We start from the raw sequence: 19806 nt of genomic DNA, 5'->3' as shown, positions 1-19806 counted from the left end.
GAGAGTGTTTTCAGCAACTTATTCACAAGCACTGTGAGTGCTGTGACCAGTGATGAAGTCGTCAACAGATATTGAAGGCAAAATCAGCCAGGCAAGAATACGAACAATCCCGAGAGCCCGGCCCACAGCGCGACGCAGTACAGCTGGAAGCCCACCCGCAGCGGCATCGGCGCCTGCCGGAGCTCCATGAAATCCAACCCCACCAAACGGACCTTGACCGCGGCGATTCCGAGCACCACCACCGCCACCAGGGAGCCGGTGCCGTGGTCGGCGCCCACCAGCCAGGAGGCCACTGTGGCGACCACCAGGATGAGCCAGCTGACCCCCGCGCGGTTGCGTACGTAGCGCAGCATCAGCTGACCAGATACAGCAGCGGGAACAGCACGATCCACAGCAGATCCACCAGGTGCCAGAAGCAGGCGCCGCCTTCGATCATTGCCATCCGTGTGCTGCTGAGGTCCGTGCGCCGTGCCTGGCTGCGCAACGCTGCCAGCACCGCGATGCCCACGCAGACGTGGAACAGGTGCAGCCCGGTGAGGATGAAGTAGTAGAGGTAGAAGTCGCCCGCGCCGGGACCGTGCCCGGCTGCGGTCAGGGAGGTGTACTCGTAGATCTTCAGCGCCACGAACAGCGCCCCGCACCCCACGGCAGTCCCGGCCGCCCTGGCCGCCGTCGCACCATCCTGCGCACGCAGAGCGCCCAGGTACACCACCACGCACAGCGAGCTGGTCAGCAGCACCAGCGTGTTGATCAGCCCGACCTCGAGGTGCAGGGTCTGGCGGCCGGCGTCGAAAGCGTCCGGCGCCGCGGCTCTTTCGACCAGGAACGTCCCGAAGAACACCGCGAACACCAGCATGTCGCCGAACAGGAACACCCAGGTGCCCTGCTCGCCTGGCACCCGGCGGGTCGCAACCGAGGTCACGCGACGGCAGCCAGCGACTGCTCGCTGCGTTGCTGCGCCGAGATCGCGCGTAGCAGGACGTAGGTGGTGGTGAAGACCCACAGCGTCAGCGCCAGACCCGGAATGTAGAAGGCGAACACACCGTGCCAGGCCAGCGGCCCGTCGTTGAAGACCACCACCACGCACCCGGGCAGCGACAACAGGGCCACCCACAGGTTGAAGTAGCCGTACCAGCGCGGGAAGTCACTGCCGTCCACAAAGGACGCGACGGCCAGCGTGATGTTCTGCACCACGATGGTGCCGACGATGCCGATGAACATCAGCCAGAACACGTCGTTGAGCGCCAGCGTGATCTCGGCGGGCCTGGTCTCCGGCCGGAACGCCGCGGCGGCCATGATCAGGAACGGAAACAGAAGTGCGGGAACAAAAATCGTGGCCGCGAACAACTGCGTCATCGACAGCATGCCCCACTGGCCCTCGATGCGGCGGATGCGCAGCACCACGGTGGCCAGGAACGGCAAGGCGATCACCGCGGTCAGCATGCACCCGGCCACGCCGAGGCGCACCAAGATCTTGTTGTTGGCGTAGAACGCGGCGATGTCGTCGGCCGAGGCCACCGGCGACAGTGGTGGGAACATGCCGGCCACCCCGGAGAAGCAGGTGCCATAGAGCACCAGCATCACGGTTCCGCACCAGGCGCCGACGCGCTGCAACCTCAGCTCCACGCCGGTGACGCTACTGCGCTGCGCAGCGCGTTATGGCAATTTTGCCAAAACTATTGGGGGATGACGCCGGGTTCGGATGGCGGGACCTCCGGGTGCAGCATCTCGGCGTAGCGCAGCGGTTCGGGAATGCCGAAACCCTCGACCAGGAGCTCGGCATGGGGACGCAGTTTGCGGCAGCGGTCATTGATGGCCCGGGTGACGGCCTTGGCGCGCTCGGTGGACAGGAAGCGGTGCTCGACGAACCACGCCTTGTCCGCCTCGATGACCGACAGGGCGTACAGATCGCACACCAGGTTCAGCACCTCGCGGGCCTGCTTGTCAGCGCACGTGTCGATGCCGGCGACGAACGCCTCCAGGATGATCCGATCGATGTGGGCCTGCGCGACGTGCAACACGTGGTCCTGCACGGAGTTGAACGCGTCGAACGCCGACATCTCCTTGGCCTTGCCCTGCAGCCGGCGCGCCACCGACGCCAGCATGTACTGCTCGCGGTCTTCGAACATGGCCACCTGGGTGCCGCGGTTGAAGAGGCTGCCCTCTTCTTCGTTGTCCTGGCGGGTGTCGAGGATGGTCTGCATGATCGTCTCGGCGGCGGTGCGCTTGAGCACCCGCTCGCCGGCGAAGTTGGCCGCGAAACGCACCCACTCCACCGGGCTCATGGTCTTGATGTCGTCGGCGTAGGCCGTCAGCAACTCCTTGGCGACCAGCTGGGTCAGCACATGGTTGTCACCTTCGAAGGTGGTGAACACGTCGGTGTCGGCCTTCAGGGCGATCAGTCGATTGTCGGCCAGATAGCCTGCGCCGCCGCAGGCTTCGCGCGCCTCCTGGATGGCGGAGGTGGCATGCCAGGTATTGGCGGCCTTGAGCCCCGCGGCCCGCGACTCCAGTTCGCGCTGCTCCTCGGCGTCGGGATTGTCGGCGGTCTGCAGTTCGTGACACTTGGCCACCAGCTCGTTCTGGGCGAACTGCAGGGCGTAGGACTTGGCGATCAGCGGGAACAGCCGGCGCTGGTGCACCAGGTAATCCATGATCAGCACTTCGTCGTCGCCGCCCGGTGCGCTGAACTGCTTGCGCTGCAAGGCATACCGGGTGGCGATGTCGAGAGCCACCCGGGCCGCGGCGCCCGCACTGCCGCCCACGGTGACGCGGCCGCGGATCAAGGTCCCCAGCATGGTGAAAAAGCGCCGATTCGGGTTCTCGATCAACGACGAGTAGGTTCCGTCGGCGGCGACGTCGGCGTACTTGTTGAGCAGGTTCTCTCGTGGGACGCGGACGTGATCGAACATGATGCGGCCGTTGTCCACACCGGGCAGGCCGCCCTTGTAGTGGCAGTCGGAGGTGGTGACGCCCGGCAGGTCGTTGCCGGCGTCATCGCGGATGGGCACCACGAAACAGTGCACCCCGTGGTTGGTGCCGCCGGTGATCAACTGTGCGAAGACGGCTGCCACCCGCGCGGTTTCGGCGGCCCCGCCGATGTAGTCCTTGCGCGACGACGGGGTGGGGGAGTTGATCACGAACTCCTCGGTGCCCGGGTCGTAGCTGGCGGTGGTCTCGATGGACTGCACGTCGCTGCCGTGCCCGGTCTCGGTCATCGCGAAGCACCCGAGGACATCGAGGTCGATCAGCTTGCGCACGTAGGCCTGATGGTGGCGTTCGGTGCCCAGGTTCTCGATGGCCCCGCCGAACAGCCCCCACTGCACGCCGGCCTTCACCATCAGCGACAGATCGCTCATGGCCAGCATCTCGATCCGGGTGACGGCGGCGCCGACGTCGCCGTTTCCGCCGGACTCTTTACTGAAACCGTCCTCGGCGGCGCCGTGCGCAGCCATGATGCGCATCTGCTCGGCGACCTTGGTGCGGGCGATCACCGTGTTGGGGGTGTAGTGCGGCTTGAAGATCTCGCCGGACAGTTCCCTGCGCATGTCGTTCTTGCAGTCACGCCAGCGGCCGTCGAGGGTGTTGCGGAGATGCTCGGCAGTGGTCGTCATTACTGAACGGTAACCCGCAACCGCTGTGCACAAACTGTGATGTCGCAAACCGAGGGAAAAGGCGTTAGATGACGTCATGACCGAGCAGACACCGCTGCCGCACGATTACGACCACAAGCACTCCGACGTCAGCGGGGGGTGGCTGCGGGCCGCGACGTTCGGGGCCATGGACGGGCTGGTGTCCAACACGGCGTTGATTGCCGGTGTCGGCGCGGGTGCCAGCGCCGACACCGTGGTTCTGGCCGGTGTGGCCGGGCTGCTCGCCGGGGCCTTCTCGATGGCGCTGGGCGAATACACCTCGGTCACCACCGCCAATGAACAGATCGAATCCGAGGTGGTCGTCGAACGCCGCGCCATCCGCGCCAATCCGCAGGGGGAGAAGGCGGAGCTGGTGCAGATGCTGATGCAGATGGGTTTGACCGAGCCCACCGCCACCCAGGCCACCGAGGAATTGCACCGCGACGAGGCCCGGGCCACCAACTTCCACCTGGTCCAGGAGCTCGGTGTCGACCCCACCGAGAAGCCGTCGCCATGGGTGGCGGCCGGGTCGTCGTTCGTCATGTTCGCCATCGGGGCCATCGTCCCGCTGATCCCGTTCTTGCTCGGAATCGAGTCGCTGTGGGCGGGGGTGGGGGCCGGCGGTGTGGGTCTGATGGTGGTGGGGGCGCTGGCGTCCCGCTTCACGGGTAAACCGTGGCACTGGGCGAGCCTGCGCCAACTGGCGTTCGGCGGCCTGGCCATCGCGGCAACGTATGTCGTGGGACATCTCATCGGCGTGGCCGTCGCTTAGTGTTCACCCGCTGGGCCTAGGTTTGCCGGCATGCTTCGCCGAATCCTGTCGATCGTCGCGGTCGCCGCGGTGTCGGGTGCGCCGGTGGCCCACGCCGAGCAAACCGGGCTGACCTACCTGGGCAAGGTCGAGTTTCCCGCCGACACCACCTACGCCGACACCCTTGTGGGCGGGCTGTCGGGAATCAGCTACAACCCCGTCGATCAGCTGTACTACATCGTCAGCGACGACCGCTCGGAGCACAATCCGGCCCGCTTCTACACCGCGCGGATAGCGCTGTCCGACAACGGTATCGACGATGTGCAGTTTGTCGGCACCACCCCGTTCGGTGGCCTGGCCGCCGACGCACCGCCTGATCCCGAGGGCATTGCGGTGGACCCCGGCCGCCAGCGGCTGTACTGGTCCAGTGAGGGAGCCCGCGACGTCGAGGGCGGGTTGCTGCTGCATCCCCGGGTGCGGATCGCCGGCTTCGACGGGGCACCCCTGGGCGAGTTCGAACTGCTCCCCGGCCTGCGGGTGTCCCCCGATGAGCAGGGCCCGCGGGAGAACAAGGCGCTGGAGGGCCTGACGCTGACCCCGGACGGCAGCGCAGTGTTCGCGGCCATGGAGGGCCCGGTCTACGCCGACGGTCCGCTGCCGGACGAGAACGCCGGCGCGCTCACCCGGGTCACCCGCTACGACGCCCAAACAGGCTTGGCCACTGCACAATTCGCCTATCCACTGGACCCGGTGACCGCCGGTCCCGGCGGCGACAACGGACTCAGTGACCTGGTGGCGCTGGACGACGGGACCTTTCTGGTGCTCGAGCGTGGCTACGGCACGCATGTAAAGGTACGCATCTACCGCGCGGTGGTGGACGGCGCCGACGACGTGTTGCACCGGCCCAGCCTGCAGGGGGAGCCGGTGCGCGCCATGACCAAAACACTGCTGGCCGACCTGGCGGCCATTCCCGGGGTGGAGCCGGACAACGTCGAGGGCCTGACGCTGGGACCGGTGCTGCCAAGCGGCCGCGCGTCGGTGGTCCTGGTGGCCGACGACAACTTCAGCGACAGTCAGACCACACAATTCCTGCTGTTCGCGCTGTAGCTGTTCGGTTCCTGCCAATGCGCGCTCAATAGCCGCCAAGGGAAATCATCGGCGTCGCCGCCCGGTTATAGAGAACAGATCGGCAGACATCCGATCCGAACCGCGACTCATCGAGAGCCACGATTCACCGGCACACGAGAGAAGCGATCGTCATGAAGAAGTTCACCGCCGCCACCGTTTTCGGAACCGCGCTCACCGCGGCGACTGTGGGTCTGGCGGCACCTGCGCTGGCTGCCCCCAGCGGTCCCGGCAACGCCCAGGACACCATCTCCTCGCTCGAGGCGCAGGGTTACCACGTGATCGTCAACCGGCTGGGCGATACCCCGCTCAACGAGGCCAGCGTGGTCTCCGTCGGTCAGGGCCCCAGCTTCCTGCACCCGGTCTCGGGGCTGCGGTTGCGGGACAACTACACCGATCACGACCGTAACTACGGCTTCGAACAGGTCCAGACGGTGTACGTCAACGTTCGCTAGCCGGCAGACCGAAAGGCGGCACCTCCCCAGGGGGAGGTGCGGCCTTTCGCGCTTCCGGTCTAACTGGCGTTCGCCAACGCCTCGTCCTCGGCCAACCGCGCCCCGGTCTCGGGCTCGTCGATGCCGACCAGCCAGCGTCGCGACACGAACAGCACCACCGCGCCCAGCAGCACCGCCCCCGCGCCCACCCAGTACGGCAGATGCACACTGACCTGCTCGCCCAGCACACCGGCCAGCCACGGCGCCAGCGCGGCGCCCGCGAAACGCACGAAACTGTAAGCGGCAGAGGCGACTCCGCGTTCCACCGGTGCCGCCTTCATCACGGTCTCGGTGATCAAGGTGTTGTTGACGCCGATCCACAGCCCGGCCACGATCACCGACGCCGCGAGCACCGGCTTGGACGTGGTGAACACAGCCATCACGCCCAGCGTCGCCGTCATCAGCACCAGATTCACCACCAGGACGGGCACGGTGCCGAAGCGGTGCTGCAGTCGCGGCGCCACCACCACCGAGGTGAAGGCCAGGGCCAGACCCCAGCCGAAGAAGATCAGGCCGATGCCGTGGGCGTCCATGTCCAGCGGGAACGGGGTGAACGCCAGCAGGGTGAAGAAGCCGAAGTTGTACAGCAGGGCGGTGATCGCCACGCCCAGCAGCCCACGGTGCCGCAGTGCGCGGAACGGGTCGAGCAAGGATGTCGCGCGGGCGGCCGGCGCAGTGGCAGGCAGCAGCAACGCCGTCACCACCACGGCCACCGCCATCAGCACCGAGACGCCGAAGAACGGGCCCCGCCAGGAGATCGACCCAAGCAGGCCGCCCACCAGTGGGCCGACGGCGATGCCGAGGCCGAGTGCCGCTTCGTAGAGGATGATGGCCTGGGCCACCGAGCCGCGCGCGGAGTTGACGATGGTGGCCAGTGCTGTCGCGACGAACAGCGCGTTGCCCAGCCCCCACAGTGCGCGCCAGCCGACGATCTCGAGCACCGTGTCCGACATGCCGGCCAGTCCGGCCCCGGCGATGATGATCACCAACCCCAGCAGCAGGGTGCGCTTGGGGCCGATGCGCGAGGACACCACGCCGGTGATCAGCATGGCCACACCCATCACCGCCATGTAGCTGGTGAACAGCAGGGACACCTGTGACGGGGTGGCATCGAGGTTGTCGGCGATCGGTTTGAGGATGGGGTCGACGAGTCCGATGCCCATGAATGCCACGACGGAGGCGAATGCCACCGCCCACACCGCCCTGGGTTGGCGCAACATATAGTTTTCCTATCTATTGGGGTAAAAAAAGAACCCGGCGGCGGTCCGCCGAGTTCGGCCTAACTCAACTGTTCTGGGCAGATGCCAACATCTGACGCATCACGTCCACCGCGGTGCTCAGTGCCGCGCGATCGGCGTCGGTCAACTGCTCCAGGAGGGGATCGATCACGGCAGCGCGATCGATGCGTGCTCGGGCCAGCACGTCCACGCCTGCCTCGGTGATCCGGATCAGCACGGCTCGCGCGTCGCCGGGGTCGGCGGTGCGAGTCACCAGGCCGGCGTCCTCGAGGCGACGAACCTGGGTGGTCATGGTGGGCTGCGAGCAGTGGTCCAGCTCCGCGAGATCGGAGATGCGCGCCTCGCCGCGGTCTTCGATCGTCGAGAGCAGCCGTGCCTGCGCCCAGGGCAGCGGCAGCTGGGTGCGCTGCGTAGCGAACCGGTTGAGTCGGGCGACAACTTTGAGCAGGTCGGCGCCCAGCGCGGTAGTGTCAGAGACGCTGGCAGTCGGCATGATGCCCAGGTTACATAGAAATGCTATGTATTTCAATCTGTGTGCTCACTGGCAGAATCGAAGAATGACCTCGAGCTCCGCGGCCACTGTGCCCAAGACGGCCAGGTCATTACGTCCGGCAGAGACTGCGCAAGCCTCGGTGATGGCCGCCTTGTGCGCAGCCACCGCGATCATCGCCGTTGTCGTTCCGTTCGCCGCGGCCCTGTCTCTGCTCGGCACGGTGCCCATGGCCCTGCTGGCCTACCGCTACCGGGTTCGGGTGCTGGTGGCCGCCGCCGTGGCTGCTGGCATCATCGCCTTTCTGATCGCCGGGCTCGGCGGGTTCATGACCGTGGCCAACTGCGCATACATCGGTGGGCTCGCCGGGGTGGTGCGTCGCCGCGGCCGCGGCACGCCCACCGTGGTGTTCGCGTCGTTCGTGGCGGGAGTGCTCTTCGGCATCTTCGTCGTCGGCGCCCTAGCCGTGCTCTCGCGGCTGCGCCATCTCATCTTCGCGTCCATGACCGCCAACGTCGACGGCACCGCCGCGATCATGGCGCGCGTACCGGCGCTCGAACAGCCCGCTCAGGACTTCAAGGACTACTTCCAGCTGGCACTGAGCTACTGGCCGTGGCTGTTGATGGGCTACGCCATCTTCGCCATCATGAGCGTCACGCTGCTGGGCTGGTGGGCGCTGTCGAAGGTGCTGCATCGCCTGCGCGGCATCCCCGACGTCCACAAACTCGACCAGGATGAGAGCGCCCAGACTGCTGCCCCGGTGCCGGTGCGGCTGCGCGACGTGTCCTTCCGGTACCCGAATGCCGACCACGATGCGCTGGCTCCCGTGAGTCTGGAGATCGGCGCCGGCGAGCACGTCGCCGTCACCGGCGCCAACGGGTCCGGCAAGACCACGCTGATGCTGCTGCTGTCCGGACGTCAACCCACCTCGGGGGTCATCGAGCGCGACGGCGGCGTGGGGCTGGGCGCCCTCGGCGGCACCGCGGTCATCATGCAGCACCCCGAGAGCCAGGTGCTGGGCACGCGGGTGGCCGACGACGTGGTCTGGGGCCTGCCCCCGGGAACCACCACCGATGTCGAGGCGCTGCTGACCGAGGTGGGCCTGGCCGGGTTCGAGGAGCGCGACACCGGCGGGCTGTCCGGTGGGGAGCTGCAGCGCCTGGCCGTGGCAGGCGCACTGGCCCGGCGCCCCACGATGCTGATCGCCGACGAGGTGACCTCCATGGTCGACCAGGCCGGCAGGGAGGCCCTGCTCGACGTGCTGTCCGGGCTGTCCGAACGTCGCAACATGGCGCTGGTGCACATCACGCACTACAACAACGAAGCCGACAGTGCCGACCGTGCCATCAATCTCAGCGCCTCCACCGACAACACCGCGATGGTCGAGACCGCGGCTGCCCCGGCTGCCACCGTCGGCACCGGTGGCCAGCCCGCCGGTACCCCGGTCATCGAGATCGACCGCGTGAGCCACGAATACGGCACCGGCACCCCCTGGGCCAAACCCGCGCTGCAGGACATCAGCTTTGCCGTGCACAAAGGCGACGGCGTACTCATCCACGGCGGCAACGGGTCCGGGAAATCCACCCTGGCCTGGATCATGGCCGGACTGGCCGTACCCACCGTCGGCACCGCACTGGTGGACGGGCAGCCGGCCCACGAGCGGGTGGGCTCGGTGGCGTTGGCATTCCAGGCGGCCCGGCTGCAGCTGATGCGCGCCCGTGTCGATCTCGAGGTGGCCTCGGCGGCCGGCTTCGATCCGAATGACACCAGGCGCGTGCACACCGCCCTCAATGCCGTCGGCTTGGACGCGTCATTGGCACGGCGCCGCACCGACCAGCTCTCCGGCGGGCAGATGCGTCGTGTGGTGCTGGCCGGGCTGCTCGCCCGAGAACCCAAGGCGCTGATCCTGGATGAACCACTGGCCGGCCTGGACGCCGAGAGCCAGGCCGGGCTGCTGCGGTTGCTCGAAGACCTTCGCAAGAACCAGGGCCTCACCGTCGTGGTGATCTCCCACGACTTCGTGGGCCTCGAGGAACTGTGCCCGCGCATCCTGCACCTGCGGGGCGGCGTCATGGAGCCGGCGTCGACGACGTCGGCGGGAGGGATGTCATGACCAGCCCGGAGGGCGCACCGCCGCGCAACCCGACCCGGCGCTCGGTGGTCCTGCTGCGCCCGGTTCCCGGCGACAGCGTGATCCACCGGCTGTGGGCCGGCACCAAGCTGCTCATCGTCTTCGTCCTGGGCGTACTGATGACGTTCTATCCCGGCTGGGTGCCCATCGCGCTGGTCGCGGTGCTGGTGGGCGTGGCGGCCTACCTGGCTCACATTCCGCGCGGGGTGTTGCCGTCGATCCCGGGTTGGCTGTGGTTCTTCCTGTTCCTCGGAGGTTTCACGGCGTCGTTTGCCGGTGGCGCCCCCGAATTCGTGGTGGGTTCGGTCACCGTGGGTCTGGGCGGGGTGCTGAACTTCCTGCGCATCACCGCGCTGTCCATCGTGTTGCTCGGGCTCGGGGCCATGGTCTCGTGGACCACCAATGTCTCTGATGTCGCACCGGCGGTCGCCACGTTGGGACGGCCGTTTCGCCGGCTGCGCATCCCCGTGGACGACTGGGCGGTCACGCTGGCGCTGGCGCTGCGGTCCTTCCCGATGCTGATCGACGAGTTCCGGGTGCTGTTCGCCGCCCGCAAGCTGCGCCCGCGGCCCCCGGTGGCCAACCGCAGGGAGCGGCGCCGCCGGTGGGGGATCGAGCTGGTCGACCTGCTGGCCGCCGCAGTGACGGTGACCCTGCGTCGCGGCGACGAGATGGGTGATGCGATCACCGCCCGCGGCGGCACCGGGCAGATCTCGGCGGCCGAGTCCAAACCCGCCCGCCGCGACTGGATCGCCATGGCCATCGTGGTCGTGGTGTGCGCCCTGGCGCTGACTGCCGAGCTGACCGTTCTGGGGTCCAGCTCCGCCCGCTGACTTTCGCCCAAACCGACGCACGGGCCCGTTTGTGCGAGTGGTGATGGGAATCTCGTCGGTCTCGGTGTCATCCGTGACGGCAGCGGCCGCCGGTGGGAAGGTGTAGTGATGGCTATTCACGAACGCGATTCCGCACGGACCTTGTTCGGCCATCCCATCGGGCTGACCAACCTGTTCGGCGTCGAGCTGTGGGAGCGGTTCTCCTTCTACGGCATGCTGACCATCCTCGGGTACTACCTCTACTACTCCGTCACCGACGGTGGGCTCGGATTACCGCAGGCCACCGCGACGGGCATCGTCGGTGCCTACGGCGGGCTGGTGTATCTGTCCACGGTGCTCGGCGGCTGGCTGGCCGACCGGCTTTTGGGCATGGAGCGCACGGTGTTCTACGGCGGCGTGGTGGTGATGGCCGGCCACATCGCCCTGGCCCTGATCCCGGGACTGGCCGGGGTGGGGGTGGGCCTGGTCCTGGTGGCGCTGGGATCCGGCGCGCTCAAGGCCAACGCATCCTCGCTGCTGGGCACGCTCTACCCGAAGGCCGATCCACGGGCCGACGGTGGCTTCACCCTGTTCTATCTCGGGATCAATCTCGGTGCCTTCGTCGGGCCGTTGATCACCGGTCTGCTGCAGACCCGGGTGGGCTTCCACTGGGGCTTCGGTGCCGCGGCGGTGGGCATGGCGCTGGGGCTGGCGCAGTACGTGGCCTTCCGCCGCAACCTCGGCGAACACGGCCGCGACGTGCCGAACCCGTTGCCACGCAGCGCGATCGGCAAGACCGTGGCCGTACTGGTCGCCGGCGTGGTGGTGGTGGCCGCGGTGATCCTGCTGGGCTGGGTGACGTTGGCCAACCTCTCGCAGGTCACCACCGGTGTCATCATCGTGGCGTCGGTCGCGTACTTCGCGATCATGCTGACCAACGCGCGGGTCACCACCGAGGAACGGGTGCGGGTGCGTGCGTTCATCCCGCTGTTCATCGCCAACGCTGTGTTCTGGTCGCTGTTTCAGCAGATCTTCACCGTGCTCGCGGTGTACTCCGACGAGCGTATGAACTGGTCGATCTTCGGCTGGACGGCGCCGTCGAGCTGGATCGGCTCCATCGAACCCATCTGGATCATCGCGCTGTCACCGGTATTCGCCGTGATGTGGACCAAACTCGGCAACCGTGCCCCGACGACGCCACGCAAGTTCGCGTTCGGCGTTGTCGGAATGGGGCTGGCCTTCCTCTGTTTCGTGCCGCTGGCCGGCAGCGAGGGCAGGTCGGTGCCGGCGCTGGCGGTCTTCGCCATTCTCGCGGTGTTTGCGGTGTCCGAGCTCCTGCTGTCACCGATCGGGCTGTCGGTCACGACAAAGCTTGCGCCAGAAGCGTTCCGGGCGCAGATGATGGCGCTGTACTTCTTCTCCGTCGGCATCGGCACCTCGATGTCCGGGGTGCTGGCGGGCTACTACAGCCCCGACAACGAGTTCGCCTACTTCGGCATCCTCGGCCTGGTGGCCGTGGCGGTGGGCTTGGTGGTGCTGGCCATCGCGCCGTGGATCAGCAGGCACATGGAGGGCGTGCACTGACTCACTGGGTGATGACGGTCTGCTCGTCGAGGTCGGCCGTCGCCGCGACCAGCGTCTGGGCGTCGTCGACAGGACCGGTGGCGCGCACCTTCAGCAGGTACGTGCCGCCGGAGCTCCTGAGCAGCAACGTCTTCTGCGCCACCAGCGTGGTCACCCCGTTGTTGTCGAACTGCCCGCCCATCTGGAAGGCCTCGATGCCGCCGAGCTGGCCCCGGCCACCCTGGCCCAGCGCCTGGTAGCCGGGGAGGTTCTGCAGCTCACCTGAGGCGTAGGTGAACACCGTGTCGATCGAGATGTCCTTGCTGACCTTGCTCAGCACCGCCTGGATGATGCCGGGGTTCTCGGGGTCCTTCGGCGTGGTCGAGATGATCGCCCAGAACGAGTCGCCGGGAACGTCGATGGCCTGCTGCCAGCCGGCAGGCATCGGCAACTCGATCTGCGGTGCGCCGTCCACTCCGGGGCGCGCGGGGGTCTCGGTGATCCCGACGGTTGACAGGTAACCGCTCAGGGTCATCGACGCCCCCGGCGCCGCTGCCGGCGCGCTGGGCTGCTGCGGCGCCGCGGAAGTGCTGGTGGGCGCTGCGGCCGACGCCGACGTGCTCGCAGCCGAGGTTTCTTCGGGGGCGCTGTCGGACCCGCAGCCGGCGAGCCCGACCGCCGCGACGGCAGCCGCGGCCCAGGCGAACGTCTGTAGCTTCACGGCCACCAGCCTAGGCGGCGGGGCTCGGCGCGGACGATCAGCCGACGCCCTCCATCGCGTTGGTCTCGGTGGTGCCGATCCGGGCGATGACGTCCGGGCGCGTCGCCGCCTTGTACCGGTACCACGCCACGGCGGCGATCATGGTGACCACGAACAGGTACGGAATGACGTTGAGGGGGAACGCCGGCACCGGCCAGACATTGGCGAAGAAGACATACGCCATGGCCACCACCGCCACCGTCGCGCACCCCCAGACCAGGGTGTTGGGGATGTTCTCCCGGCGGGTGTACACCACGCAGGCGATCGCGACCAGCGCGTAGGCCACCATGTAGCCGTAGGTGCCGTAGGTGTCGACCCACACCACGATGTTCATCGGATCGACGCCCATCAGCAGCAGGATGACGTTGAGCACGATCGCGGCGGGCCCGGCCAGCAGCAGTACCCGGTGCGGGGTCAGGTGGGAGTCGTGGGTGCGGCCGAACCGCTCGGCGACCATGCCCTCTTTGCCCATGACGTAGATGATCCGGCCCACGACGTTCAGCGGTGCGACGACGACGGCGAAGAACGACGCGCCGACGCCGAAGGTCAGGATGGGGGCGAACCAGGTCGGCATGCCGATCTGGGTGGCGATGTCCTCCAGCGGGCTGGCGCTCTCGGCCAGCCCCTCACCCAGCACCGCGATCTGGGTGTAGGCAGCAAAGACATACAGGACGCCCACGGTGACCGCGCTCCACATGATGGCGCGGGGGATCGCGGTGTACGGGTTCCTGGCTTCGCGGCCCAGCGCGTCGGCCGAGGAGAACCCGACGAAGCCGAGGATGCCCAGCACCATGCCGGCCGCGACACCCTGCAGCGGGATTCCGTCGAAGCTGAACTGGTCGGGGTCCCACGCCGCGGGCCCGGCCCAGACCAGGGCCAGCACCAGCAGGATCAGGATGATCGCCACCGAGACGAGCTCGAGTACCAGCGACACCCGGGCCGAGAGCCGGATACCGCGGATGGTGAACAGTGTCGCCAGCCCGCCGAGGACGATCGCCAGGGCGATCTGCCACCCGAGGCCGTCGGCCGGCAGCCCCAGCAGGTTGAGGAACTGGTTCAGGTAAGACACCGCGCCGCCGAGTGAGCCCGCCGCGATACCCCAGCACCCGACCAGCAGCGCGATCCCGGCGAGGTAGGCGCCGAAGGGGCCGATGCCTTTGGCGACGTAGGTGTACAGCGAGCCTGCCGAGGCGTGGCGCCGGGCGAAGACCGTCACGCAGTACCCCACGGACAGGATCACCAGCGTGGCCAGGATGAACGACAGCACCGTGCCGTTGCTGGCGCCGAGGTAGATCGCCGCCGCGGTGAACGCGATGACTGCGCTCGGGGCGATGTTCGCGATCGCCTGGGCGGCCAGTTCGGGCCCGCTCATCACGCCGCGACGCAGGCCGGCGTCAACCGGGGCGGTGGTGTCGCTGCTGGGGGAGGACATGGTGGGTCTCCGTCACTCGTGGGAAGGGTCAGGGGATGAGCAGGGTGCGCAGGGCCTCGCCGGACTCGAGTTCCTGGAAGGCTTCGGCGGTTTCGGCCAGGGGGCGACGCGCCGAGATCAGCGGGTCGAGTTTGAGCTGGCCGTCCATGTAACGGTCGACCAGCGCGGGAATGTCGATGGACGGCCGCACCGAGCCGTAGTTCGAGCCGAGGATCCGCTGGTCGGCCTCGGCCAGGACCAGCGGTTCGAAAGATGCCCGGGCGCCGGTGGGCGGCAGGCCGACGATCACCGCGGCCCCGCCGAGGCCCAGCATCCTGATGGCCTGTTCGGTGGTGGAGGTCCGGCCGATCGCGTCGAAGGCGTAGTCCACGCCGTCGGGGATCAGTTCGAACAGCTGGTCCACGACGTCGCCTTTGGGGGCGTCGATGCGGTCGGTCGCACCGAACTGGACGGCCAGTTGGGTTTTGCCGGGCAGGACGTCGATGGCGATGATGCGTTCGGCGCCGGCGAGTCGTGCGCCCTGGATGACGTTGAGTCCCACACCGCCGCAACCGATCACGGCGACCGTTGAGCCGGGGACCACGGCGGCGGTGTTGGTCACCGCGCCCACTCCGGTGGCCACCGCGCAGCCCACCACGGCCACCACGTCCAGGGGGGCGTCGTCGCGCACCTTCACGGCACCGGACGCGGGCACCACGACTTCTTCGGCGAAGGAGGACACGCCCAGGTAGTGGTGCAGTGCTTCGCCGTCGCGGGACAGCCGTGACGTGCCGTCGAACAGGACGCCGTGCGGGGCCACCAGCGTCGCAACCTTCTGGCAGCGGGCTTCGTGCCCGGATCGGCAGTAGCGGCATTCGCCGCACGGCGGGACCCAGCTGAGCACCACGTGATCGCCCACTGCCAGCGAGGTCACGCCCTCGCCGAGTTCGACGACAACGCCTGACCCTTCGTGGCCCATCACCAGCGGTGCCGGCGCGTCCCATTCCCCGCGCTTGACGTGCAGGTCGGAATGGCAGACGCCGGCCGCGGCGATCTTGACGCGCACCTCGCCCGCCTTGGGCGGATCCAGCCGGATGTCGGCGATCTCGATGGGCGTCTCCGGATTGCGGTAGACGACGCCTTTCATGGTGCTCCTCACGGTTGCGTGTGGTCGGGCCGGCTGATCGTAGGTCCGTGAGGTGCGCTGCGTCACTGGCACAAAGTGTGGATACGACGGCGTGATTTCACCATCTCGTACACTGCCACCGTGGCGTGGGACCTGGGTTCGATCGCGGCGGTGGTGAGCGGCGAGCTCCGACTGGGCGCTGGTCTTGTGGCCTCCACCCCGGTCGACGCGGTGGTCCGGCTCGACGAGTTCGTCGTGGTGGGGCACCGTTTCTACGCCACCCTGGTGGTCGCCCACGTCGACGCTCTCGAGGCCGCGCTGCGGGCCGGCGACGACCGCGCCGCCGCGCTGTCCGGGGCGGTGCTGCTCGCCGCCGGGGGACAGGGCGACCTGTCGGCGCTGACCGTCGACAAAGAACTGTGCGTCATCGCCGCGTCCGAGCCCGAACCGGAGTTGCTCTACGCCCGACTGGTGGCGCTGCTGGCGTCCGACCGGGCGGCCGAGGATCGGTTGGTCACCACCGGTACCAAAGTTCTCACCCAGGTCGCCCGCCGCGGCGGCGCCGAAGCGGTGGTGGCCGAACTGGCGCACCGCATCGACGGCTGGGCTGTGCTGCTCGACGCCCACGGCCAGGTGATCACCACGGCTGCCGCCGGCGGTTTGCACGTCAAAGATGCTGTGGCCGTTGCCTTCAACCGGCCCGTGCGGGTCCGCCATCCCGGGCTGCAGGTCCATCCGGTGGGCTCCGGTGAAGACCTCAGCGCTTACCTCGTGGTGTCCTCGCGTGACCATTCCACCAGCTACAGCCGCGACCTGGCGTCTCAGGCTGCAGCGCTGCTGGACCTCAAACTGCGCAGCCACGATCACTCGGTCACCGAGCGACTGGGCCGCGAGACCATGGTGGCAACGCTGCTGACCGGCGGGCCCGCGGCGTCGGCACTCCTGCGCCGGTGGGGGGTGCACGAGTCGACGTTGACCGGTTTCGTCCTGACCTCGCGCTCCAAATCCGTTGACCTGGAACGCATCGTGCTGCGCTGGTTCGACGAGATCGGTGCCGTCCACGTTCTGGCTGAGGATCGCGGCCGGATCATGGGGTTCATCAAGACCGACAAGGCCGACGAGTTGGTGGCGCGCGCGGAGAGTTTCCTCGACGAGGCGCGGATCGCGCTGCGGCTGGGCCTCGGGTCACCGGCACCTACCGACGGCTTGGCGCGCACTGCCGCCGAAGCCCGGCAGGCGCACGAGATCGCCGTCGCCGATGCCCGCACGGCGGTGCGCTACCAAGCCATGCCCACGGTGTCCTATGTGCTCGATCGGTTGGACGGCGTCGACGGCAATCGCCTTGCCGCGGTGCTCGATCCGCTACGTGACGACAGCACCGGCACCCACGGGGAGCTGACCCGCACGCTCAAGATCTTCCTGGCCGAACACGGCGCCTGGGGAACCACCGCGTCGCGGCTGAAAGTGCACCGTCAGACGCTGGCCAACCGCATCCGGCGCATCGAGGAACTCACCGCGCTGTCGATGTCCAACCCCGATGACCGGGCTGCGGCGTGGTTGGCGTTGCGGGCACTGGAACGGTAGGGCCCGTTCTCAGATGATCGGAGCGTCGCCCGGCCGCACCAGCCGCAACCAGCGGTAGCCGAAGGGGTCCAGCGGCATCTCGACCCGGCGCTGGTCCACCGGGTGCTGGGCTCTGCCGTCGAGCAGATCCACCAGCACCGATCCCGGGGGCGCATCCGCCACCTCCAGCGGGACCAGGACGCTCTGGTCACCGAAGTTGTGCAGCCCGATCATCATCCAGCCCGACGCCTCCCGGCAGGCGTGTGCCAGCACGGCACGGTGCGGTTGCTTGAGCACCTCCACCGTGGACCAGCCGATCTCGGGCTGCTGGCGGTAGGTGTAGATGAGATCGCGGATGAACCACCAGAACGAGTCGTGATCGTGGCGCTGATCGGCGGCGTTGACCCGCTCCGGCCCGTACAGTCCGTCCGGCAGGGGGCGGGGCAGTCGCCGTTTGGCTGCGCTGGAGAAGCCCCCGTTGTCACCGCTGGTCCACTGCATCGGAGTGCGCACCGCGAATCGCCCCGGCACATCCAGGTTCTCGGCCATCCCCAGCTCTTCGCCGTAGAACAGCACCGGTGTGCCCGGTAGGGAGAACGCCAGCGAGTAGACCATCCGCATCCGGTGTTCGTCACCGCCGAGCATGGCCGGCAGCCTGCGCCGCAGCCCCCGGTTGTACAGCTGCATGTCCGGGTCGGGGCCGAAGGCGTCGAAGACTTCCTGCCGCTCGCTGTCGCTGAGTTTGTCGAGGGTGAGTTCGTCGTGGTTGCGCACGAAGTTGGCCCACTGACTGGTGATGTCGAGCGCGGGGCGTTGACGCAGGGCCTTGGCCAGTGGTCGGGCGTCGCCACGGGCCAGGGACAGGTAGATGTTCTGCATTCCGATGAAGTCGAACTGCATGTTGAGCCCGTCGCCGTCGGACCCACCGAAGAATGCCTTCTGGTCCTTGTACGGCACGTTCACCTCGCCGAGCAGCACCGCGTCACCGACCCGGCGGGTGACGAAATTGCGCACGTCGCCCAGGTACTCGTAGGGGTCGAAACTCCCCGGGTCATCCGGCGCGCCGTCGCGGGCGAACAGGAACGGTACGGCGTCCACCCGGAACCCCGCGACGCCGAGCTGCAGCCAGAATCCCAGTGTCCGCGAGATCTCCTCCTGGACTGCAGGATTGGCGATGTTGAGGTCGGGTTGGTGCTTGTAGAAATGGTGCAGGTACCACTGGCCGGTCTTCGGGTCGTGCTCCCAGAGGCTGTCCTCCTGATCGGGAAAGACGACGTCCTTGCTGGTGTCGGGCGGTTCGGTGTCGGTCCACACGTAGTAGTCGCGATAGGGGTCGTCGACGCTGCGGCGGGCGGACTTGAACCACGGGTGGGCATCGGAGGTGTGGTTCATGACAAAATCGACGATGACGCGAATGCCGTGGGCTTTGGCGGTGCGCACCAGTTCCACAAAATCGCCGAGGTTGCCCAGCCGGGGATCCACGCTGAAGAAGTCGGTGATGTCATAGCCGTCGTCCTTGCGGGCGGTCGGGTAGAACGGCATCAGCCACAGGCAGTTGATGCCCAGATCCGCCAGGTACTCGATGCGTTCGGTCATGCCGCGGATGTCGCCGCAGCCGTCGCCGTTCCAGTCGTAGAACGTCTCGATGTCCGCGCAGTACAGTACGGCGTTCTTCCACCACAGATCGCCGGTGTCGATCTTCCTCATGCGGGCACCGCCGGCGCCGCCGGGGACAGCTGCGGTAACACGTGCTCACCGAAGGCATCGATGTAGGCGCTCTGCTGTTGCCCCACGAAGTGCAGATACAGCTCGTCCCAACCCTGTTCGAGATACTCGTGCAGCCAGGCGGCGTGCCGGCCCAGGTCGCTGGAGATGCGCACCGACTTGTGCATCTGGTCCGGGGTGACGGTTTCACCGATGGTGTCGAACGCCTCGACTGTCTCGATGTCCCAGGACACCGGCGGTCCGACCACGTTGTTGCGCCACTGATCGTGCGCGATCGCCAGCGCTTCGTCCTCGGTGGGAGCCCAGCTCAGGTGGATCTGCAACCGTGCCGGCCCGCGGCCGCCGGCGTCGCGATAGGCGCCGAGCACACGGCGCAGTGTGTCGGCCGGTTGGTTGACGGTGATCAACGCGTCGGCCCAGGATGCGTGCCGGGCCGCGGTTTCCACCGACACCGCCGGCCCGACCAGATCAGGGACCTGCTCGGGGAGGGTCCAGAGCTTGGCGCGGTTGACGTGGATGAGACCGTCATGGCTGACCTCCTCGCCGCGCAGCAGACGGCGGATGACGTCGACGCATTCGAGCAGGCGCTGGTCGCGAACTTCTTTGCGCGGCCACACCTCGCCGTTGATGCGTTCGTTGGAGGCCTCACCGGATCCCAGTGCCGCCCAGAACCGACCCGGGAACATCTGCGCCAGCGTCGCGATGGACTGGGCGATGATGGCCGGGTGATAGCGCTGCCCCGGTGCGTTCACCACACCGAACGGCAGGTCGGTGGTGGCCAGGGCGGCGCCGAGAAACGACCAGGCGAACCCCGATTCGTTCTGCCGTTCACTCCAGGGGCTGAAGTGGTCACTCGACATCCCCGCGGTGAAGCCGGCCTGTTCGGCGTGCTGGACGTCGCGCAGCAGTTGGCGCGGATCGATCTGTTCGTGCGAGCAGTGGAACCCGATGACCGTCATGAGAGACCCCATACCCACTCGGGTCG

Annotated in this window: 18 protein-coding genes; 7 read left to right on the top strand and 11 right to left on the bottom strand. The window is 67.8% G+C overall.

The annotated features are described in order from the left end of the window. Nucleotides 1–83: 83 nt before the first annotated feature. The 4 genes from G6N58_RS29205 to G6N58_RS29190 form a co-directional block, all read right to left on the bottom strand. The gene (locus G6N58_RS29205) at nucleotides 84–353 is read right to left on the bottom strand and encodes a cytochrome C oxidase subunit IV family protein (RefSeq protein WP_115280435.1); all 270 of its coding nucleotides are present in this window, start codon (nucleotides 351–353) and stop codon (nucleotides 84–86) included. Beyond that, complete coding sequence (locus G6N58_RS29200) at nucleotides 353–922, bottom strand: cytochrome c oxidase subunit 3 (protein ID WP_115280436.1); 570 nt, start codon at nucleotides 920–922, stop codon at nucleotides 353–355. The genes G6N58_RS29205 and G6N58_RS29200 overlap by 1 nt, the downstream gene beginning before the upstream one ends. Continuing rightward, nucleotides 919–1581 carry a hypothetical protein gene (locus G6N58_RS29195; RefSeq protein WP_115281963.1) on the bottom strand — a complete coding sequence of 221 codons (663 nt, stop codon included), beginning with the start codon at nucleotides 1579–1581 and terminating at the stop codon, nucleotides 919–921. Before G6N58_RS29195 ends, G6N58_RS29200 begins: the two co-directional genes overlap by 4 nt. 95 nt (nucleotides 1582–1676) lie before the next feature. After that, entirely contained in the window at nucleotides 1677–3614 is a 1938-nt protein-coding gene (locus G6N58_RS29190; RefSeq protein ID WP_115280437.1) for an acyl-CoA dehydrogenase family protein, read from the bottom strand. A gap of 76 nt (nucleotides 3615–3690) precedes the next feature. Between G6N58_RS29190 and G6N58_RS29185 the strand changes: the two genes are divergently transcribed. The 3 genes from G6N58_RS29185 (at nucleotide 3691) to G6N58_RS30605 (ending at nucleotide 5963) form a co-directional block, all read left to right on the top strand. After that, the gene (locus G6N58_RS29185; RefSeq protein ID WP_115280438.1) at nucleotides 3691–4404 is read left to right on the top strand and encodes a VIT1/CCC1 transporter family protein; all 714 of its coding nucleotides are present in this window, start codon (nucleotides 3691–3693) and stop codon (nucleotides 4402–4404) included. Nucleotides 4405–4434: 30 nt separating this feature from the next. Next, complete coding sequence (locus tag G6N58_RS29180; RefSeq protein ID WP_115280439.1) at nucleotides 4435–5490, top strand: esterase-like activity of phytase family protein; 1056 nt, start codon at nucleotides 4435–4437, stop codon at nucleotides 5488–5490. Between the two features lie 152 nt (nucleotides 5491–5642). Then, nucleotides 5643–5963, top strand: a complete 321-nt coding sequence (locus G6N58_RS30605) for a hypothetical protein (RefSeq protein ID WP_174904656.1) — start codon at nucleotides 5643–5645, stop codon at nucleotides 5961–5963. A gap of 59 nt (nucleotides 5964–6022) precedes the next feature. Here G6N58_RS30605 and G6N58_RS29170 read toward each other — a convergent pair whose 3' ends face one another. Beyond that, nucleotides 6023–7222 (bottom strand): MFS transporter, encoded by a 1200-nt coding sequence (locus tag G6N58_RS29170; RefSeq protein WP_115280440.1) that lies wholly within the window; start codon nucleotides 7220–7222, stop codon nucleotides 6023–6025. Nucleotides 7223–7286: 64 nt separating this feature from the next. Further along, complete coding sequence (locus G6N58_RS29165) at nucleotides 7287–7733, bottom strand: MarR family winged helix-turn-helix transcriptional regulator (RefSeq protein ID WP_115280441.1); 447 nt, start codon at nucleotides 7731–7733, stop codon at nucleotides 7287–7289. 64 nt (nucleotides 7734–7797) lie between these two features. Here G6N58_RS29165 and G6N58_RS29160 point away from each other — a divergent pair, with 64 nt between their 5' ends. From G6N58_RS29160 to G6N58_RS29150, 3 genes are all read left to right on the top strand, one after another. Next, nucleotides 7798–9843, top strand: coding sequence for an ABC transporter ATP-binding protein (locus tag G6N58_RS29160; protein WP_115280442.1), 2046 nt, complete (start codon nucleotides 7798–7800; stop codon nucleotides 9841–9843). Further along, a complete protein-coding gene (locus G6N58_RS29155) occupies nucleotides 9840–10694 on the top strand; it encodes a CbiQ family ECF transporter T component (protein ID WP_115280443.1) in 855 nt (284 codons plus the stop codon). The genes G6N58_RS29160 and G6N58_RS29155 overlap by 4 nt, the downstream gene beginning before the upstream one ends. Nucleotides 10695–10802: 108 nt before the next feature. Next, entirely contained in the window at nucleotides 10803–12257 is a 1455-nt protein-coding gene (locus tag G6N58_RS29150; RefSeq protein WP_115280444.1) for a peptide MFS transporter, read from the top strand. A gap of 1 nt (nucleotide 12258) precedes the next feature. Here the strand turns inward: G6N58_RS29150 and G6N58_RS29145 are convergent, their stop codons facing one another. The 3 genes from G6N58_RS29145 to G6N58_RS29135 are packed head-to-tail and all read right to left on the bottom strand — an operon-like array spanning nucleotide 12259 to nucleotide 15554. Further along, nucleotides 12259–12957, bottom strand: coding sequence for an LpqN/LpqT family lipoprotein (locus tag G6N58_RS29145; RefSeq protein ID WP_147289409.1), 699 nt, complete (start codon nucleotides 12955–12957; stop codon nucleotides 12259–12261). Between the two features lie 37 nt (nucleotides 12958–12994). Beyond that, nucleotides 12995–14428: an APC family permease gene (locus tag G6N58_RS29140; protein WP_115280446.1), complete on the bottom strand. Its 1434-nt coding sequence runs from the start codon at nucleotides 14426–14428 to the stop codon at nucleotides 12995–12997. 28 nt (nucleotides 14429–14456) lie between these two features. After that, nucleotides 14457–15554 carry an alcohol dehydrogenase catalytic domain-containing protein gene (locus tag G6N58_RS29135; protein ID WP_115280447.1) on the bottom strand — a complete coding sequence of 366 codons (1098 nt, stop codon included), beginning with the start codon at nucleotides 15552–15554 and terminating at the stop codon, nucleotides 14457–14459. A 120-nt stretch (nucleotides 15555–15674) separates the two neighbouring features. On the opposite strand from G6N58_RS29135, the gene G6N58_RS29130 reads away from it, so the two are divergent. Beyond that, nucleotides 15675–17117 (top strand): PucR family transcriptional regulator, encoded by a 1443-nt coding sequence (locus G6N58_RS29130; protein WP_115281964.1) that lies wholly within the window; start codon nucleotides 15675–15677, stop codon nucleotides 17115–17117. Nucleotides 17118–17126: 9 nt separating this feature from the next. Here the strand turns inward: G6N58_RS29130 and G6N58_RS29125 are convergent, their stop codons facing one another. Both G6N58_RS29125 and G6N58_RS29120 read right to left on the bottom strand, forming a co-directional pair. After that, a complete protein-coding gene (locus G6N58_RS29125; protein ID WP_115280448.1) occupies nucleotides 17127–18803 on the bottom strand; it encodes an alpha-amylase family protein in 1677 nt (558 codons plus the stop codon). Beyond that, entirely contained in the window at nucleotides 18800–19780 is a 981-nt protein-coding gene (locus G6N58_RS29120) for a TIGR03885 family FMN-dependent LLM class oxidoreductase (RefSeq protein WP_115280449.1), read from the bottom strand. The genes G6N58_RS29125 and G6N58_RS29120 overlap by 4 nt, the downstream gene beginning before the upstream one ends. Nucleotides 19781–19806: the final 26 nt, after the last annotated feature.

This window comes from Mycolicibacterium tokaiense, from assembly GCF_010725885.1.
GTDB classification, from domain to species: domain Bacteria; phylum Actinomycetota; class Actinomycetes; order Mycobacteriales; family Mycobacteriaceae; genus Mycobacterium; species Mycobacterium tokaiense.
This window is presented reverse-complemented; position numbering and strand designations above follow the sequence as displayed.

What these genes read in the sequence shown, in the direction of transcription:
- G6N58_RS29180 (WP_115280439.1), top strand. Translation starts at nt 4,435, where the DNA reads ATGCTTCGCCGAATCCTGTCGATCGTCGCGGTCGCCGCGGTGTCGGGT.
- G6N58_RS29150 (WP_115280444.1), top strand. Translation starts at nt 10,803, where the DNA reads ATGGCTATTCACGAACGCGATTCCGCACGGACCTTGTTCGGCCATCCC.
- G6N58_RS29205 (WP_115280435.1), bottom strand. Translation starts at nt 353, where the DNA reads ATGCTGCGCTACGTACGCAACCGCGCGGGGGTCAGCTGGCTCATCCTG.
- G6N58_RS29135 (WP_115280447.1), bottom strand. Translation starts at nt 15,554, where the DNA reads ATGAAAGGCGTCGTCTACCGCAATCCGGAGACGCCCATCGAGATCGCC.
- G6N58_RS29140 (WP_115280446.1), bottom strand. Translation starts at nt 14,428, where the DNA reads ATGTCCTCCCCCAGCAGCGACACCACCGCCCCGGTTGACGCCGGCCTG.
- G6N58_RS29120 (WP_115280449.1), bottom strand. Translation starts at nt 19,780, where the DNA reads ATGACGGTCATCGGGTTCCACTGCTCGCACGAACAGATCGATCCGCGC.
- G6N58_RS29155 (WP_115280443.1), top strand. Translation starts at nt 9,840, where the DNA reads ATGACCAGCCCGGAGGGCGCACCGCCGCGCAACCCGACCCGGCGCTCG.
- G6N58_RS29165 (WP_115280441.1), bottom strand. Translation starts at nt 7,733, where the DNA reads ATGCCGACTGCCAGCGTCTCTGACACTACCGCGCTGGGCGCCGACCTG.
- G6N58_RS29160 (WP_115280442.1), top strand. Translation starts at nt 7,798, where the DNA reads ATGACCTCGAGCTCCGCGGCCACTGTGCCCAAGACGGCCAGGTCATTA.
- G6N58_RS29185 (WP_115280438.1), top strand. Translation starts at nt 3,691, where the DNA reads ATGACCGAGCAGACACCGCTGCCGCACGATTACGACCACAAGCACTCC.
- G6N58_RS29125 (WP_115280448.1), bottom strand. Translation starts at nt 18,803, where the DNA reads ATGAGGAAGATCGACACCGGCGATCTGTGGTGGAAGAACGCCGTACTG.
- G6N58_RS29195 (WP_115281963.1), bottom strand. Translation starts at nt 1,581, where the DNA reads ATGCTGGTGCTCTATGGCACCTGCTTCTCCGGGGTGGCCGGCATGTTC.
- G6N58_RS30605 (WP_174904656.1), top strand. Translation starts at nt 5,643, where the DNA reads ATGAAGAAGTTCACCGCCGCCACCGTTTTCGGAACCGCGCTCACCGCG.
- G6N58_RS29190 (WP_115280437.1), bottom strand. Translation starts at nt 3,614, where the DNA reads ATGACGACCACTGCCGAGCATCTCCGCAACACCCTCGACGGCCGCTGG.
- G6N58_RS29170 (WP_115280440.1), bottom strand. Translation starts at nt 7,222, where the DNA reads ATGTTGCGCCAACCCAGGGCGGTGTGGGCGGTGGCATTCGCCTCCGTC.